The organism is Amycolatopsis coloradensis, assembly GCF_001953865.1.
GTDB classification, from domain to species: Bacteria; Actinomycetota; Actinomycetes; order Mycobacteriales; family Pseudonocardiaceae; genus Amycolatopsis; species Amycolatopsis coloradensis.
This window is the reverse complement of sequence record NZ_MQUQ01000009.1, coordinates 34,252-50,976: the sequence shown is the minus strand read 5'-3', so window position 1 is coordinate 50,976 and position 16,725 is coordinate 34,252. Positions and strand designations below refer to the sequence as shown.

17 protein-coding genes are annotated in these 16,725 nt (G+C 69.7%); 4 read left to right on the top strand and 13 right to left on the bottom strand.

The window, feature by feature from the left end; genetic code table 11:
• Window positions 1-83 precede the first annotated feature (83 nt).
• Window positions 84-1,679 carry an alkaline phosphatase D family protein gene (locus BS329_RS17315; protein WP_076161996.1) on the top strand — a complete coding sequence of 532 codons (1,596 nt, stop codon included), beginning with the start codon at window positions 84-86 and terminating at the stop codon, window positions 1,677-1,679.
• Here the strand turns inward: BS329_RS17315 and BS329_RS17310 are convergent.
• The 6 genes from BS329_RS17310 to BS329_RS17285 form a co-directional block, all read right to left on the bottom strand.
• On the bottom strand, window positions 1,667-2,068 hold the full coding sequence (locus BS329_RS17310; protein WP_076162289.1) for an acyl-CoA thioesterase: 402 nt from the start codon (window positions 2,066-2,068) through the stop codon (window positions 1,667-1,669). The two genes, BS329_RS17315 and BS329_RS17310, sit on opposite strands and share 13 nt — an antisense overlap.
• A 115-nt stretch (window positions 2,069-2,183) precedes the next feature.
• On the bottom strand, window positions 2,184-3,449 hold the full coding sequence (locus tag BS329_RS17305) for an alpha/beta hydrolase family protein (protein ID WP_076161994.1): 1,266 nt from the start codon (window positions 3,447-3,449) through the stop codon (window positions 2,184-2,186).
• A 122-nt stretch (window positions 3,450-3,571) separates the two neighbouring features.
• Complete coding sequence (locus BS329_RS17300; RefSeq protein WP_076161992.1) at window positions 3,572-4,513, bottom strand: TAXI family TRAP transporter solute-binding subunit; 942 nt, start codon at window positions 4,511-4,513, stop codon at window positions 3,572-3,574.
• The gene (locus tag BS329_RS17295) at window positions 4,510-5,910 is read right to left on the bottom strand and encodes a sensor histidine kinase (RefSeq protein ID WP_076161990.1); all 1,401 of its coding nucleotides are present in this window, start codon (window positions 5,908-5,910) and stop codon (window positions 4,510-4,512) included. Before BS329_RS17295 ends, BS329_RS17300 begins: the two co-directional genes overlap by 4 nt.
• A gap of 3 nt (window positions 5,911-5,913) precedes the next feature.
• Complete coding sequence (locus tag BS329_RS17290; protein WP_076161988.1) at window positions 5,914-6,582, bottom strand: response regulator transcription factor; 669 nt, start codon at window positions 6,580-6,582, stop codon at window positions 5,914-5,916.
• A gap of 9 nt (window positions 6,583-6,591) precedes the next feature.
• Window positions 6,592-7,947 carry an MFS transporter gene (locus BS329_RS17285; protein WP_076161986.1) on the bottom strand — a complete coding sequence of 452 codons (1,356 nt, stop codon included), beginning with the start codon at window positions 7,945-7,947 and terminating at the stop codon, window positions 6,592-6,594.
• Window positions 7,948-8,138: 191 nt separating this feature from the next.
• Here BS329_RS17285 and fabG point away from each other — a divergent pair, with 191 nt between their 5' ends.
• Together fabG and fabI are read left to right on the top strand one after the other, a co-directional pair.
• Window positions 8,139-8,843 (top strand): beta-ketoacyl-ACP reductase, encoded by a 705-nt coding sequence (gene fabG / locus BS329_RS17280; RefSeq protein ID WP_076161984.1) that lies wholly within the window; start codon window positions 8,139-8,141, stop codon window positions 8,841-8,843.
• A 51-nt stretch (window positions 8,844-8,894) separates the two neighbouring features.
• Window positions 8,895-9,662 carry an enoyl-ACP reductase FabI gene (fabI, locus tag BS329_RS17275; protein WP_076161982.1) on the top strand — a complete coding sequence of 256 codons (768 nt, stop codon included), beginning with the start codon at window positions 8,895-8,897 and terminating at the stop codon, window positions 9,660-9,662.
• Between the two features lie 131 nt (window positions 9,663-9,793).
• Here fabI and BS329_RS17270 read toward each other — a convergent pair whose 3' ends face one another.
• From BS329_RS17270 to BS329_RS17260, 3 genes are all read right to left on the bottom strand, one after another.
• On the bottom strand, window positions 9,794-10,213 hold the full coding sequence (locus BS329_RS17270; protein ID WP_076161980.1) for a nuclear transport factor 2 family protein: 420 nt from the start codon (window positions 10,211-10,213) through the stop codon (window positions 9,794-9,796).
• Between the two features lie 8 nt (window positions 10,214-10,221).
• The gene (locus BS329_RS17265; protein WP_076162287.1) at window positions 10,222-11,403 is read right to left on the bottom strand and encodes a Cmx/CmrA family chloramphenicol efflux MFS transporter; all 1,182 of its coding nucleotides are present in this window, start codon (window positions 11,401-11,403) and stop codon (window positions 10,222-10,224) included.
• Between the two features lie 70 nt (window positions 11,404-11,473).
• On the bottom strand, window positions 11,474-12,058 hold the full coding sequence (locus BS329_RS17260) for a TetR/AcrR family transcriptional regulator (protein WP_076161978.1): 585 nt from the start codon (window positions 12,056-12,058) through the stop codon (window positions 11,474-11,476).
• Between the two features lie 85 nt (window positions 12,059-12,143).
• On the opposite strand from BS329_RS17260, the gene BS329_RS17255 reads away from it, so the two are divergent.
• Complete coding sequence (locus tag BS329_RS17255) at window positions 12,144-13,190, top strand: ferrochelatase (protein ID WP_076161976.1); 1,047 nt, start codon at window positions 12,144-12,146, stop codon at window positions 13,188-13,190.
• Between the two features lie 76 nt (window positions 13,191-13,266).
• Here BS329_RS17255 and BS329_RS17250 read toward each other — a convergent pair whose 3' ends face one another.
• The 4 genes from BS329_RS17250 to BS329_RS17235 all read right to left on the bottom strand — a co-directional run bounded on the left by BS329_RS17250 (window position 13,267) and on the right by BS329_RS17235 (window position 16,629).
• Window positions 13,267-14,064 (bottom strand): hypothetical protein, encoded by a 798-nt coding sequence (locus BS329_RS17250; protein ID WP_076161974.1) that lies wholly within the window; start codon window positions 14,062-14,064, stop codon window positions 13,267-13,269.
• A 228-nt stretch (window positions 14,065-14,292) separates the two neighbouring features.
• A complete protein-coding gene (locus BS329_RS17245) occupies window positions 14,293-14,934 on the bottom strand; it encodes a response regulator (protein ID WP_076161972.1) in 642 nt (213 codons plus the stop codon).
• Window positions 14,927-16,153, bottom strand: coding sequence for a sensor histidine kinase (locus BS329_RS17240; protein ID WP_076161970.1), 1,227 nt, complete (start codon window positions 16,151-16,153; stop codon window positions 14,927-14,929). Before BS329_RS17240 ends, BS329_RS17245 begins: the two co-directional genes overlap by 8 nt.
• On the bottom strand, window positions 16,150-16,629 hold the full coding sequence (locus BS329_RS17235) for a hypothetical protein (protein WP_341866337.1): 480 nt from the start codon (window positions 16,627-16,629) through the stop codon (window positions 16,150-16,152). Before BS329_RS17235 ends, BS329_RS17240 begins: the two co-directional genes overlap by 4 nt.
• Window positions 16,630-16,725: the final 96 nt, after the last annotated feature.

The following is a 16,725-nucleotide window of genomic DNA, read 5'->3' as shown; positions in this document are numbered from 1 at the left end:
CGCTTCGCCTGAGGGCGGCCGGGAGGCCATATACGCGGACGAGCATGAGGCCGCCCGTGACCATCCCACCACAGGAGGGCTTCATGCCTTCGCTCCCTCACCCCCTGTCGCGGCGTCGCTTCCTCGGCTATGGCTCCGCAGGCGCGGCCGCCGTCCTGCTGGGGACCGGTGCCTGGAACGCCGCCGGCGCGATGCCGCTCGCGAGCGGCTCCGGTAACCCCTTCACCCTGGGCGTCGCCTCGGGTGACCCGTTGCCCGGCGGTGTCGTGCTCTGGACCAGGCTCGCGCCGCGGCCCTACGAGGCCGACGGCTTCGGCGGGATGCCGCGGACGCCGGTGCGCGTCGAGTACGAGGTCTCGCTGGACGAGCGCTTCCGTGCCGTGATCCGTCGCGGTTCCGTGGTCGCCACCCCCGAACTCGGCCACTCCGTGCACCCGGAGATTCACGGCCTCGCGCCGGATCACCAGTATTTCTACCGCTTCCGCGCGGGCGGCGAGATCTCGCCGGTCGGCCGTACGCGGACGGCGCCGGTCGCGTGGTCGTCGCCGCGCGAGCTGAACTTCGCGTTCGCGTCCTGCCAGAGCTGGGAAGCCGGGCACTTCACCGCGTACGACCACATGGCCGCCGAGGACCTCGACCTGGTCGTGCACCTGGGCGACTACCTTTACGAAAGCGGCGTCACCGGCGTCGGGCGCGGGACGCCGGTGGGTCCGCAGTTCAAGGGAGAGACCTTCGACCTCGCGCGCTACCGGCTGCAATACGCGCTCTACAAGTCCGAAGCGCCGCTGATGGCCGCGCACGCCGCCTTCCCGTGGATCCACGTCAACGACGACCACGAGGTGGAGAACAACTGGGCGGGTGACATCTCGCAGATCGACAAGGAACCGGACCAGGACCGCGCGGTGTTCCGCCAGCGACGCGCACAGGCGTTCCAGGCGATGTACGAGCACCTGCCGTACCGCATCGCCCAGCTGCCGAAGGGGCCGGACGCGCGTCTGCACCGGCGGCTGAGCTACGGCACGCTGGCCGACTTCACCATGCTCGACACCCGCCAGTACCGCGACGACCAGCCGTGCGGCGACGGCCAGTCGGCGAACTGCACCGAGCGGTTCGACGAAAACCGCACCCTGCTCGGCTCGGAACAGCGGAAGTGGCTGCTCGACGGCTTCTCCCGGTCCCACGCGCGGTGGCAGATCCTGGGCAACCAGGCACCGATGGGCCAGACCGACACCGACGCCGGCGAGGCGACCAACGTGTACCTGGACCCGTGGGACGGCTACGTCGCCGACCGTGACCGCGTGCTCGCCGCGGCGCAGGACCGGGGGGTGCGGAACCTGGTGGTCATCACCGGCGACCGGCACCAGAACTACGCCTGGGACCTCAAGCGCGACTTCGGCGACCCGGGTTCGCCCACGGTGGCGAGCGAGTTCGTCGGGACGTCGATCACCAGCGGTGGCAACGGCGCCGACATGACACCCGCCGGGGAGAACCTGCTGAAGGCCAACCCGCACATGAAGTTCTTCAACAACCAGCGCGGCTACGTCCGGGTCAACGTCAACCGGCAGCGCTGGCGGAGCGACTTCCGGGTGGTGCCGTTCGTCAACACCCCCGGCGCGCCGATCAGCACGCGGGCCAGCTATGTCGTCGAAGACCGGCGCCCCGGCGTTCAGTCCGGCTGAGCGGGAAGGAAGGCGGCGTACGCCTCGCGCACGGACGCGGGCGGCGCCGCCTTCCGGAGCGTCGCCGGATCGACGAAGACGTAGCGGTTGGTCGCCTCGGTGCACACCTTGCCGTCGCGGCTGAGCTCAAAGTCGATGATCAGCGACGTGGTCCCGAGATGCTTCAGGAACGCCGAGACGACCAGCTCGTCGTCGTAACGGCAAGGCATCCGGTAGCGGAGGCTCGACTCGGCTACGACGGCGTCGACGCCGGCGGTCAGTGCCGCCTCGTGGGAGCCGAAGAGGGCTCTCTCCACCTCGAACATGGCCATGTCGACGTAGGCGAGGTAGTTCGCGTTGAAGACGATGCCCTGTCCGTCGCATTCGTGGTAGCGCACGCGCAGCGGCATCTCGACGATCGGTTTGGTCACCCTGTCAATGTAGGAGCTGAAGGACGCTTTCCCCGCATCGCATGGGGTGAAAGCGTCCTTCGCCCGATGGAATGCGGGGAAAGTCCCGTCAGCCCTACTCGATGAAATCGATATTCGGATGCCGCGGGGACTCGCCGTCGAGCAGGTGCTTGTCCCAGCCGCGAAGGTGCAGATCGAAGAACGCCCCGACGTAGTCCCGTTGCGCGGCAAGCGAACGACGGGGGTCGATGGTGCCGATGACCGCTTCACGCTTCTCCGGCGCCACTCGCGAACCCAGCTGCGGCACGACGACCTGAAGATCGCTGTAAGCCATGTGCGTGCTGCCGCCGCGCAGGAGCAGGTCCCGCTTCCAGCCTCGCTGGTTGGCCCAGAAATCCGCCCAGCTGCGGTCGAATTCCGGCTGGCGGTGTGTGTGTTCGAGCGGCTTGCCTTCCGGGTCGACCCCTTCGGCGCCCATCAGCATGAACGGCCGGTCGAGGCCGCGTTTCGTGACCTCGCCCGGGACGTAGGCACTTCCCGGGGGATAGCCGAACGCCGTCGCCATCGCGCCGTCCAGGTTGATCCCGGCGTCGACCCGGCGGTCGTGGACCATCGTCTCGCCCGCGGTGAAACCGCCGTAGGAGTGCCCGTAGGCGCCGACGCGGGACAGGTCGAGCGACAGGCCGAGGCCGCGGGGGAGTGGCCGGTTCTCCGCGTCCGGGTTCTGCCCGCGGGTGATTTTCGTGAGCTGGTCGAGGACGAACCGGCTGTCGCCGACCCGCGCGTCGAGTGCCTTCTTCATGAACTCGGGACCTTCGCCCGAGGGAAGCGCGGTTTCGAGCCGTCCGCCGGGGAATTCGACGGCCGCGCTCTCGTAGGTGTGCGACAGCGAGACGACCACGTAGCCGCGGCTCGCCAGGTCGTCGACGAGGGCCGTGTATGTCTCCCGCGGACCGCCGAAGCCCGGCGAGAAGAGCACCACCGGCTTCGGAGCGCCGTGCGCCGCGGGGACGCCGGTCTCGGCCCTTCGTTTCGCCGACGCCCAGTCGATGGAGCCGACCGGGAGATCGAGGTAGTCCTTGCCCGCCAGCGCCTGGTCGATGACGCCGCCCATGGCGGGACTGAACCACGGTGCCCGGGGGCCGTCGGCGAACCGGTCCGCCGGGTAGGTGATGGTGGCCATGACTTCCCGGCGCCGGTCCGGTTTCCACGGATCGGGCCGGGACCCGTCGACGAGGTGGAGGTCGGTGGTGCCGACCTCGTACTGGCCGGTGAGCGCGGGTGCGGTGAGTTTGACCTGCTCCGCCGCGACGGCGGGAGCGGTCGTGGCCAGCCCGCCCACGAGCGCGAGGCCCGCGACGAGTGCCGAACCCCGCACCATCCTGGTGTGTCTCGATGACACTGCTGGAGTCCTTCCGGATCGGGGCGGCCGGGTGGGCCGCCTGCTTCCGACCCTGGCAGCGCTGCGGTACTACGCGCATCATTCTGGAGATTGAGCCGCTCTCACCCGTGAAGGGCACGATAGGCCGACGCGGCCCCAGGGTGCAGCGGCACCTTGCCGGTGCCGATCAGGGTCCGGACGTCGAGGAACTGCGTGCCGACGGCGGGTGCCGGGACGAGATCCGCGGCGTGCCCGGCCAACACCCGCGTGACGGCCGCCGCGACGTCGCCGGGCAGGGAAGGCGCCGCCAGCAGCAGGTTCGCGACGCCGATCGTCCGCAGTTCCCCGACCCCTCGGTAAGCCTGTGCCGGAACGTGGACCAGGTCGTACACCGGGCCGTATCCCGTGCGCAGCGCCGGAAGGTGCTTGTCGAGGGGCAGGAGCGTGATCGGCGTGGTCCGGTTCAGCTCGGCGAGCGCGGGCGTGGGGATCCCGCCGGACCAGAACAGCGCGTCCACCTCGTGCGCCACCAACGCGTTGATCGCCTCCCCGAGCAGGAGGTTCTTCGCGGTCACCGGGACTTCGGCGCGGGCGAACAGCCGGGTGCTGAACACCGCCACGCCGGACCCGCTCGCGCCCATCGCCACCGGCCGTCCCGCCAGATCGGCGAGCGATCGCACCCCGCCGTCCGCGCGGACCACGAGCTGGTGGTAGTTCTCGTAGACGCGGCCGATGGCCGAAAACGCGATCGGGACGGAAAACGGTTCCACTCCGGCGAAGGCGGACTCGGAGACGTCGCCGAGGACGAGCCCGAGATCGGCCCGCCCGTCTCGCAGGCGTCGCAGGTTCTCGACGCTGGCTTCGGTCGCGACGGCCGTCGCGCGCAGCCGCGGTTCCGCCTGGTTCAGCTGCTGGGCCAGCAGTTCCGCGAAGGCCAGGTAGAAACCGCCGCTCTCGCCCGCCGCGATGACGACCTCTCGTTCCGGGCCCTGGTAGCCCGCGGTCGAACAGCCCGCGAGGGTGGCCAGCCCGGCGAGGAGCGCGGTGCGCCTGGTGACGGTCATGCCATGCTCCCGGCGAGAGGAAGTTCGACGCGGACTTCGAGTCCGTGTGGTTCCGCTCGGCGCAGCTCGAGTTTCCCGCCCCGGGCGAGCACGTGCTGGTTCGCGATCGCGAGTCCGAGTCCCGTTCCGCGCGGAGCGCCGTCGCCACCGGCCCGCCAGAACCGTTCGGTCGCGCGTGCACGATCCTCTGTGGACAGTCCAGGACCGTTGTCGGACACGAAGACCGTGGCGGTCGAGTCACCGGTGTGGTAGCCGGTGGTGATCGTCGCGCCCCGGCCCGCGTAGTGCACCGCGTTGTCCAGCAGGACGTCGAGGATCTGCGCGAGATCGCCTTCCGGGCAGCGCACGGTCAGCGGGGCGTGGTGGCCTTCCGACGCCGCCAGCTCGACCCCGGCGTCGTCGGCGGAGGGCCGCCACGCGTCGACCCGTTCCGCCAGCACGGAAGGAAGATCGCCGGGTTCGTCGCCGGATTCCCCGGCGGCCAGCCGGGTCGCCGCGCTTTCGGCGAGCGCCAGCGCGAGCAGCCCGTCGAGCAACGACTCCAGGCGTTCGACCTCGGCGACGGTCGCGCGGTAGGCCCGCTGGCCGTCGCCGTCGACCTGCGCGGCGAGCGAATCGACCCGCAACCGCAAGGCGGCCAACGGGTTCCGTAACTGGTGCGACGTATCCGCGACGAGTCGCCGCTGTTGTTCGGACGCCTCGACGACGGCGTCGGACATCCGGTTGAACGACGTCGCGAGCGACCGCAGTTCCCTCGGTCCTGCCCGGTCGGGAACCTGCGCGCGATGCCCCTCGGTCACCGCCTGCACGCCGGTCTCCAATTCGTGCAGCGGCCGCACCATCCACCGCGCCAGCAGCACCGCGAGCAGCACGAACACCGCCGCCACCAGCACCGCGCCCGCGATGATCGCGGCCCAGCGGGCGGTGAGATCCGCCGCCGCGGTCGCCACGGACGCCCGCAGCACGACCACCCCGGCCACCCGCGTGCCGGTGCCGACAGGGCGGGCGAAGTAGACCGGATCGGCCGACCACGGGTTGAGCTGCTCGGGCCCCTTCGCGGGCTGGTTGCGAAGGGCGGACTCGACGAGCGAGTGGACCACCGGTTTCACGGCCGTCATTCCGCCGGTCTCGACCAGCGGCACGCCGCGTGCGTCGACCACCACGACGGCCTCGCCGTATAACGACGAATACCGCGCGGCGTCGACCGCCAGCACGGCCGGGTCGTCGGCGTCGACGGCCTGCTGGGCGAGGACGACGAACCGGTCGACGTCGGCGTTGCGGGCGATGACCAGCTGCTGGGTCCGTTGCGCGGCGGTCGATCCGAGCAGCGGGATCGCGAACGCGGCGACCACGGTCAGCGCGAGCGCGACGAGGACGACCAGCAGCCGGGTGCGCACCGGTCAGTCCCGGCCGAGGCGGTAGCCGAAACCCCGGATCGTGGTCAGCAGCCCCGGCCGGTCGAGCTTCGCGCGCAGCTGGGTCAGGTGCACGTCGAGTGAGCGGGAGACAGCGAGGTACGCGTCGCCCCACACCTCGTCCATCAGCTGCTGCCTGCTCACCGCGGTACCCGGCCGGACGGCGAGTACGGCCAGGACGGCGAACTCCTTGGCGGTGAGGCCGATGTCGTTCCCGTCGACCAGCACCCGCCGTGCCCCGAGGTCGATTTCGACGTCCTCGACACGGACGACGTCGTCCTGGGGCACGGCCGAAAGCGCGGCGCGGCGCACGACCGCGTCCATCCTCGCCAGCAGTTCGGCGAGGCGGACCGGTTTGGTCAGATAGTCGTCGGCGCCGAGCCGCAGCCCGCGCACCACGGACCGCTCGTCACCGCGCGCGGTGAGGACCAGCACCGGCACCAGCGACACCTGGCGCACCTTCCTGAGCACGTCGAGCCCGTCCATGTCGGGCAGGCCGAGATCCAGCAGGATCACGTCGGCCCCGCGATGCCGGTGCAGCGCGTCACAGCCCCTGGCCGCGTGGGAGACGGTGTGGCCGCGCGACTGCAGCGTTTCGGCGAGCGCGTCAGCGACGCCGGCGTCATCCTCGACAAGCAGCACTCGCACGGCCATACCTTCCGCCTAGCCTTCGCGGCCGGACACCAGCTCGGGCTCCGGCTTCTTCTTGTCCAGCTCCGAGGTCTTCGAGGTTTCCCGCATTGTGCCGTACACGATCAGCGACACCAGGACACAGCCCGCGACGTAGTAGAAGAAGACCGATTCGTGGCCGGCGCCCTTCAGCGCCTGCGCGATGAGTTCGGCGGTGCCGCCGAAGATCGCCACGGTGAGCGCGTACGGGAGACCGACGCCGATGGCGCGGATCTTGGTCGGGAACAGCTCGGCCTTCACGATCGCGTTGATCGAGGTGTACCCGGTGACGATCACCAGCCCGGCCAGCATCAGCAGGAAGGCGAGCACCGGCTCCTTGGTCCCGCCCATCAGCGTCATGATCGGGACGGTCAGCAGCGTGCCCGCGATGCCGAAGAACATCAGCAGCGGGCGGCGGCCGATGCGGTCCGACAGCTTGCCCGCGAACGGCTGCAGGATCGCGGCGACGAGGATCGCGCAGAACAGGATCAGCGTCACCGTCCGGCGCGGGATGCCGGCCGTGTTCTCCATGAACTTCTGGCTGTAGGTGGCGAAGGTGTAGAACGACACCGTGCCGCCGAGAGTGAGGCCGACGACGAGCGCGATCTCCTTGGGGTACTTGATCAGCGCGCGCAGCGTGCCCTTCTCGCCCGCGTCCTTGCCGGTGCCGGACGCCTTGGCCTCCTCGAAACTGGCCGACTCGTCCATCCCGCGCCGCAGGAACATCACGATGACCGCGGCGAACGCGCCGACGACGAACGCGATCCGCCAGCCCCACGACGTCAACTGGGCCTCGGTGAGGATCGCCTGGAGCAGCAGCTGGAGGCCGAGCGCCAGCAGCTGGCCGCCGTACAGCGTCACGTACTGGAAGCTGGAGTAGAAGCCGCGTTTGCCGGGAGTGGCCACTTCGGACAGATAGGTCGCGGAGGTCGAATACTCGCCGCCGACCGAGAGCCCCTGGATCAGCCTCGCGACCAGGAGCAATATCGGGGCGGCGATCCCGATCGTGGCGTAGGTCGGGGTCAGCGCGATCATCAGCGACCCCGCGGCCATCAACGTGACCGAAAGCACGAGTGCGCTTCGTCGCCCGAAGCGGTCGGCGAACCGGCCCAGCATCCAGCCGCCGAGTGGCCGCATGAGGAATCCGACGGCGAACACCGCCGCCGTGCCGAGGAACGCCGCCGTCGTGTCCTTGGTGGGGAAGAAGGACTTGGCGAAATAGGTGCTGAAGGCGGCGTAGGCGTACCAGTCATACCACTCGACCAGGTTGCCGATCGAGCCGCGCAGCACGTTGCCGACGACTCGCCTCTCGCTTACGGGCGGCGACGCTTCGCCGATCCGGGTTGTCATCTTTGACCTCCTGTGTTCCGGCTCACGGTGAACAATCCGTGACGGCCGGGCAAGGTTTCGGCGCGGTTCCTAACATCCGCTTAGGGCGGTCGCGGTTACCCGGAGGTAGAGGTGGCGCGGCTCCGGCGGGTCCCGGGCGAGCCGATAACCTCAGTGCGTCAGCGGGACGAAGACGAGGCGAGGAGAGCTCTGTGGGACGGTCGGTACTGGTCACCGGCGGCAATCGCGGCATCGGTTTGGCGATCGCGAAGGACCTCGCGGCGCAGGGGCACCAGGTCGCGATCACGCACCGTGGCTCCGGCGCGCCCGAAGGCCTCTTCGGGGTGCAGGCCGACGTCACGGACGCCGAGCAGATCGACGCCGCCTTCAAGCTCGTAGAGGAGCACCAAGGGCCCGTCGAGGTCCTCGTCGCGAACGCCGGGATGACCGACGACACCCTGCTCATGCGCATGAGCGAGGAGCAGTTCACCCGCGTGGTGGACGCGAACCTCACCGGCGCCTACCGGGTCGCCAAACGCGCCTCTCGCGGCATGCTGCGCGGCAAGTGGGGCCGCTACATCTTCATCTCGTCCGTCGTCGGGCTCACCGGATCGGCGGGCCAGGTCAACTACGCCGCGAGCAAGGCCGGTCTCGTCGGTCTCGCTCGCTCGCTGGCCCGTGAGCTGGGCTCGCGCAACATCACCTCCAACGTCATCGCCCCGGGCTTCGTCGCCACCGACATGACCGACGAACTCGGCGAGGACCGCAAGAAGGAGATCCTCGCCCAGGTTCCCTCCGGCCGGTACGCCGAGCCGTCGGAGATCGCCGCCGCCGTCCGCTACCTCGCCTCCGAGGAGGCCGGTTACGTCAACGGCGCGGTGCTGCCGGTCGACGGCGGCCTCGGCATGGGCCACTGACGTCCCCGTTTTTCCCGTACTGAACCAAACCCACTCCGGACTGGAGGTCCCGTGCCAGGACTGCTCGAAGGCAAGCGCCTGCTGATCACCGGTGTCATCACCGACGCCTCGCTCGCGTTCCACGCGGCCAAGATCGCGCAGCAAGAGGGCGCGAAGGTCGTGCTCACCGGCTTCGGCAGGCTGTCGCTCGTCGAGCGCATCGCCAGGCGTCTCCCCGAGGAGGCGCCGGTGCTGGAGCTGGACGTCACCAACCAGGCGCACCTCGATTCGCTCGCCGATCGCGTCCGTGAGCACGTCGATGGGCTCGACGGTGTGCTGCACTCGATCGGGTTCGCCCCGCCGTCCTGCCTCGGCGCGCCGTTCCTGGACGCCCCGAGCGAGGACGTGAAGGTGGCCGTCGACGTCTCGGCGTACTCCTTCAAGGCGCTCGCGGTCGCGACCCTGCCGCTGCTCTCGCGCGGTGCGTCGATCGTCGGCATGGACTTCGACGCGCGGGTCGCGTGGCCCGCCTACAACTGGATGGGCGTGGCGAAAGCGGCGCTGGAGTCGGTCAACCGCTACCTGGCGCGCGACCTGGGCCCGCAGGGCATCCGGGTCAACCTGGTCAGCGCCGGCCCGATGAAGACCATGGCCGCGCGGTCGATCCCCGGGTTCGGCGACCTGGAGGACGGCTGGGGCGCCCGTGCCCCGCTCGGTTGGGACAGCTCCGACCCGGACCCGACGGCCAAGTCCGTCTGCGCGGTGCTTTCGGACTGGCTGCCCGCGACCACCGGTTCGATGATCATGGTCGACGGTGGAGTGCACGCTCTCGGCAACTGAGTTCTTCCAAGCGCGTGAAGGCCTCCTTCCCTCGGCTGAGCCGAGGGAAGGAGGCCTTCACGCGCATCAGAGGGGGTGTGTGGAAACAGGGACTCTCAACGTCCCTGTTTCCACACACCCCTCATCCGACGTCAGGCCCTCGGCTGGTCAGGAACGACGGCGTTCGCGACGTGCCAGGAGTCTTCGAGGAGCAGGTACTTGGTGATCAGGCCGTCGTCGTTCACCTCGAACTGGATGGTGAAGGCCGACTCGATCACCTTGCCGTTGCCGCGGATGATCGAGCGCAGCCGCCCGGCCGCGACGGCGTGCGGCCCGTCGACGAGGACGCGCTCGACGTCGAACCGGTCCTTGATGAGCCCTTTGTCGAGCAGGTCGTAGAACTCGCGGATCTCCGCGGGGTTCCGGCGCGGGCCGATCCAGGGAACCAGCTCGGTCGCGCCGGGGATGTCCCAGGCGACGCTGTCGGCGAAGAGTTCCGAGGCGCCATCAGTGTCCCCTGTGGACATTCGGCGGAAGAGCTCGTCGAGGGTGGCTTGTGTTCGGTCGGACATGATTCTCCTTACGGGGTAACGGGTTCGCGGAGCAGGCGAAGGTCGTCGGTGCGCTGGACACCGGCGGCGAAGGTGAGTGCGACCACCGTGGCGACGCCGAGTCCGACGCTCACCCACGCGACACTCGGGTAGCCGAAACCGGCGTCGATCGATTCGCCGCCGAGCCACGGGCCGACCGTGTTGCCGACGTTGAAAGCGGCCGTGGTGCTGGCGCCGACGAGGGTGGGCGCGTTGCCCGCCACGGCGAACGCGCGGACGTTCAAGGCGGGATTGATGCCGAATCCGGCGACACCGAACAGGAACACGGCGAAGATCGCGACCGGGGTCGCCGGGCCGGAAAGCGCGAGCAGCACCAGGGCGAGCAGCGCGACGGCGAGGCCGCCGTAGAGCGTGGCGAACGGCCTCGCGTCGGCGAGACGGCCACCGACGGTGATGCCGATCAGCGCGCCGAGCCCGAACAGGGAGAGCACGCCCGGCACCCAGCTTTCCGGTAGTCCGGTGACCTCGGTCAGCAAGGGCGCGAGATAGCTGAAGGTCGCGAAGATCATCGCCTGCGCGAACGCGATCACGCCCAGCGCCAGCCAGAACCGGCCACCGCGGTAGAGCCGCAGTTCGGTCGCGACGTCGGTCTTGGTCTCGCCGTTCTGCGTTTCCGGGACGAGGGCGAAGACGCCGATCAACGCGACGACGGTCAGCGCCGTGACCGCCCAGAACGCCGCCCGCCAGCCCGCGTGCTGGCCGAGGAAGGTCCCGGCCGGGACGCCGGCGATGTTCGCGATGGTGAGCCCGCCGACCAGGATGGCCAGCGCGCGGCCGCGGCGCTCCACGGGGACCAGCGCGACCGCGGTGGCCGCCGCGGTCGCCCAGAACCCGGCGCAGGCGACGGCGCTGACGACACGTGTCGCGAAGAGCAGGGCGTATCCCGTACCCAGCGCACCGACGACGTGCGAGAGTCCGAAAACGACGAGCAGTGTCATCAGGGTGGCCCGCCTCGGCACTCTCAGTGTCGCGATCGCCAGCGCAGGAGCGCCGACGACCATGCCGATCGCGAAGGCGGAGATGAGCAACCCGGCTTCCGGGATGCCCACGTTCAGGTCGGCCGCCATCCCCGGCAGCAGGCCGGTGATCATGAACTCGGACGTGCCGAGCGCGAAGACGCTCAGTCCGAGGACGCAGACTGCCAAAGGCACGAGCATTCCCTCCAGTTTTGTATTGATCAGTCCAAAATGTGGGCGGCGTTGCACACAAGGCTTGTTTCGGTTACTTCGCGGAGATCGCGCCCAACGCGATGTCGGCGACCGCTTCCATGGCCGTCCGTTCGGCGCCGCGGCGGGACATCAGCCGTAGCCCGGCGACGGTGCTGTGCGCGAACTCGGCGATGTCGGCCGGTTCGCGGGTGTCGTCGATCGTCCCGTCGATTTGGCCTTCCCTGGCGCAGGCCACGAGAAGGGCGAGCTGTCGTCCGGTGTCGGCGTCGGTCCGTGCTTTGACCTCGGCATCGCGGTCGCCGAACTCGGCGACGGTGTTGACCACGAGGCAGCCGCGGCCGTGGGTGGCGACTTCCTCGTCGATGGTGAACGAGAACAGCGCGCGGAACCGCTCGACGCCGGTCCCGGAGTTCTCCAGTAACGCCGTCCTGGCGGCGATGCCTCGTTCGGTGTACTGAGCGAGTGCCCGCATGAACAGCTCGTGCTTGCTGGTGAAGGTGTTGTAGATACTGCTGCGGCCCAAGCCGGTGGCTTCGCAAAGGGCCTGTGTCGACGTGCCCTCGTAGCCGCGCGCCCAGAACGCGTCCATGGCGCGCCCGACCGCGGCGCGCTCGTCGAATTCCTTCGGCCTGGCCATGGGAGCGACCGTACCAGGTTTTGGATCGATCAGTTCAAAATGGGCCGGGTCAGCGTGCGGGGCGCCACAGCGGCAAGATGTCAGGGTGGGTTATGACGCGCTGCTTTGGCTTTCGTTCGGTGGTCCCGAGGGACCCGACGAGGTGATGCCGTTCCTGGAGAACGTCACGCGGGGACGGGGGATCCCCCGGGAACGGTTGCTCGAGGTCGCCGAGCACTACCAGCACTTCGGCGGGGTCTCGCCGATCAACCGCCTGAACCGCGACGCGATCTCCGCGGTGGAGAAGCGGCTCGCGGCCGCCGGTATCGACCTGCCTGTCCACTTCGGCAACCGCAACTGGCGGCCGATGGTCGAGGACACCCTCGCCGAGATCACCCAGGCGGGTGGTCAGCGCGTCCTGGTCTTCCCCACGAGCGCGTACGGCGGTTACTCCGCGTGCCGCCAGTACGACGAGGACATCGAGCGGGCCCGCGCGGCGGTCGGCGACGGGGCGCCGGAACTGGTCAAGCTGCGGCAGTTCTTCGACCACCCGCTGTTCATCGCGGCCTTCGCCGACGCCGTCCGCGCCGCGCACGCGGAACTGGGGAACCTGCCCGGAACCCGGACGGTCTTTTGTGCCCACTCGGTGCCCGAGTCCGCTGACACGGCGTCCGGACCACCCTCGGAAGGCGGCCGCCGCTACTCGCGCCAGATCGCCGAAGCCGCTCGCCTCGTCGCGGCCGAAGCGGGCATCGAGACCTACGACGTCGTCTGGCAGTCACGCTCCGGCCCGCCGCAGGTGCCGTGGCTCGAGCCGGACATCGTCGACCACATCGACGCCTTGCACGCGGACGGCGTGACTTCGGTGGTGGTCTGCCCGGTGGGCTTCGTGTCGGATCACCTCGAGGTGATCTGGGACCTCGACAACGAGGCCGCCGAGCGTGCGGCGGAGCACGGCATGGGCTTCGCGCGGGCCGCGACGCCGGACACGGACCCGCGCTTCGCCGAGCTTGTCGTGGAACTGGTTCGCGAGCACACCGAGGGTGCGCCGGCGCGGAAGCTGTCGCCGTTCCCGGCGGCCGGATGCACGATCAACGGGGCGCCTTGCGCCATCGGGTGCTGCGAGCCCGCGAAGCGCCCCGCGCGCCCGTAAATCGCGTTTCGTCCTCTAGTTGCGGTAGTTGCGCGCGCAACTACCGCAACTAGAGGACGACTTGCGGTTTCAGGGCCTACGGGTGGCGGTCCGCCTGGTCCGCGAACACCCGCACCGCTTCGTTGATCGCCGCACACCGCGCGCTGCGGACGGCCTCGGTCAGTGGCCGCAGGGCCTCGGCCCGGCGGCTGGCCGCGGACGCCGAAAGGGCACCACCCGGATCGTCGGCTTCGGCGATCGCCAGGATCGCCGAGATCTCCTCGGACCGCTGAAGTACCCGAAGCGAACGGCCGGGCATTCCGGCGGGCCAGGGCGCGTCGGTGGCCGCTCGCAGCCGTGCGGAGAGTTCCGCGCGTACGCCAGGGCGCTCGCTGGCGACGTCGAGGGTCTGCAGTGCTCCGGCGCTCGCGCGGATCGCGTCGGTCAAGCCGTGCTCGGCTTCGCCCAGTGGACGGTACTCGAGGATGCCCGGCGTGGGTACGGAGAAGACGGTCCACCGCATCAGGCCTTCGGCGATCGCCTCCGGGACCAGGCCGTAGCCGAGATCCGGCAACAAGGCGGCGTCACCGGTCCGCAGCGCGGCCTCGGCGAAAGGACCGCCACCGCCGAGACCACGGACATCGCCGGGCACCGGCATCAGCAACTGCATGCTCTTCGCGCCCTGGGAACGCAAAGCGAGGAGCAGCTGAACCGGGGTCGCGGCACGGTTGAACGCGAGCGGCAGCTCGAACGCCTCGGCGGCCGCGGCATCCGCGGCGACGACGTCGTGGGCCTCGCCCCAGACCAGCAGGGCGTCAAGGACGTCGTCGGAGGCGGCGGCCCCGTTCAGCCACGCCGAAGACCAGACCGCGAGGGTCGCACTAGGACGGCACACTCTGTTTATTTTATCGTGCGTTGACGGAAACCGTCGTCAGGGCGCAGATCGGGATCAAAATCACGCAGGCGGAACGGTTTCCGTGGGCCTTCGGCCCGAAAGAGGGCGCACGACCGGTGAAGTCTTCCCGTCGCGCTGGCGCGCTTCCGGGAAGACGGTCTGCCGGTCCAGAACGGTGCCTACGGCTCTCCACCGGTCAGTGGGGTGCGTAGCGGGGTGGGTCGGTCCTTAGTGTCTTGTCGTCAGGAGGCCTTGGTGGAAGGCCTCGGCGACGGCGGATGCCCGGTCGTTCACGCCGAGTTTCGCGTAGATGTTCACCAGGTGGGACTTCAACGTCGCCTCGGTGATGAACAGTCCCGCGGCGGCCTCCCGGTTGGTGTTCCCGGCAGCCACCAACCGCAGCACCTCCAGTTCCCGTTCGCTGAGCGGCTCCGGCGCGGGCCCGCGTATCCGGCCCATCAGGGTGGCCGCGACCGACGGCGCGAGGACAGCCTCGCCGCGGGCGGCGGCGCGGACGGCGCGGAGCAGTTCGTCACGCGGAGCGTCCTTGAGCAGGTAGCCGGTCGCGCCCGCCTCGATGGCGGGAAGTACGTGACTGTCGGAGTCGTAAGTGGTCAGGACGAGCACTCGCGCCGGATTCAGCCGCTCGGCCAGCACGCGGATGGCGGTGACACCGTCCATCCCTGGCATCCGGAGATCCATCAGCACGACGTCCGGGCGCAGGCACTCGGCGAGCTGGACCGCCTCGGCGCCGTCGGAGGCCTCGCCGAGGACCTCGAAGCCCGCCTCGCGCGCGAACAGGCTGCTCAGGCCGTCGCGGACCACGGGATGATCGTCGGCGACGAGCAGCCGGATCGGGGTGTCACTCATGATGCGCTCCCAGCGGGACACATGCCGAGATCCCGGTGCCGCCGCCCGGTTCGGACTCGATCCGCAACGTCCCCGAGAGGCTTTCGATCCGCTGGCGCATCGCGGTCAGCCCGAAGCCGCTCCCGGTGGTTTCGCCCCGCGGCAGCAGCGGGTCGAATCCCCGGCCGTCGTCACGCACGTCCACCGCCACTTCGGCGCCCAGGTACGAAAGTGTCACGCCCGCCCGCGAGGCCTTGGCGTGGTTGGCGACATTCGCCAGTGCCTCCTGCGCGGTCCGCAGCAACGCGACCTCCGTCTCGGGTGACAACGGCACGACGGTCCCGGTCGTGGTCACCTGGACGGTGACGCCGTGCAGTGCCGTCCACCGGGCGGCGACGTCGTTCAACGCCTCACCCAGCCGCGAGGCTCGCAAGAGCTCGGGCCGCAACGCGCGCACCGAGCGCCGGGCCTCGGTCAGACTTTCCCGCGCCAGCGTGGTCGCGGCCGTCGTGTGCCTGCGCCACGCCGCCGGATCGTCCTCGGCCTGTTCGGCCGCCTGCAACTGCGTGACGATCCCGGTGAGGCCCTGCGCCAGCGTGTCGTGGATTTCGCGGGCCATCCGTTCGCGTTCACCGTGCACGGCGGTTTCACGGGCACGGGCGAGCAACTGGTCGTGGAGGACGGCGTTTTCGGCCAAGCTAGCCTCCAGTCTGCGGTTGGCTTCGGCCAGTTCGCGCAACGCCTGTTCCCGCTGGCGGTTCCGCTCGTCGCTGCGCCAGGCGAACCAGGCGAACCCGCCCATCGGCCCGATGTTCACGGCGAGGACGGCGAGATAGCCCAGCACGCCGACGACCGTGTTCTTCTCGACGCCGTAGGCCTGGGCCGTCCCGGCCACCACCGCCACCGCGGCGACTCCGGGGAGCAGCCACGGCCACGGCAGGAGCCGGAACGCGTGGATGTAGAGCACGGGTGTGAAGCAGCCGAACCAGGGCGCCTCCAGCACGAGCACCAGCGTGATCGCCGTCAGCCCACCGACGAAGACCGCCGTCACCGGCACGCTCTCGTGCCGGCCCGGCCGCAGTGCGAACACCCCCAGCATCCACACCGCGATCAGGCCGCACAGCACGAGTTCCCCGGTCCGCGGCCCGTTGGCGGCCACGGTGAAAGCGGTCAGGATCGCCAGGAGGACGAACGGCAGGGCCTGCGTGACCGGTCCGCGCAGCGGCTCCGGAACATTCATCCATACCCCCTGTCCTTCGCGAACAACGATCGCAGATGCCCGCCGTTGGCGATCACCGCGATACCGATCAGGACGAGTCCGCAGAGGCCCTGCTCGATCCGCATCCACCAGGGCAGGAACCCGGGGAGCGAGATCAGCACCGCGATCGCCGCCACCATGGCCGCCGAGGCGATCCGCAACCGCAGGTGCGCGCCGCGACGACCCCGCGCGGTACCGACGACGAACAGGAACAGCACAACGGACGCGATCAGGACGCCTTCGCCGCGGACCCAGACGACGTCGGTCACCAGATCCGGCCGGTTTCGCCAGAGGTAGGCCACGACGAGGGCGAGCACGCTGAGACCGATGTAGCAGGAGACGAGCACCTTCATCCGCACGAAGGCGGCGCGGCTGCGCGGGTGGCCGAGCTCGGTGCTCGGCACGGGTGGCTTCTTGGGCATGAACCAAGCCTCGCGCGGCAGTACCCGGTTCCACATCAACCGATCTTTTGAAGTCCACTCCACCGAACGGTTGATCCCGACCTGGAGTTGGTTCACATCGACAGGGGACACGATGGCGACGTAGCGTCAAAC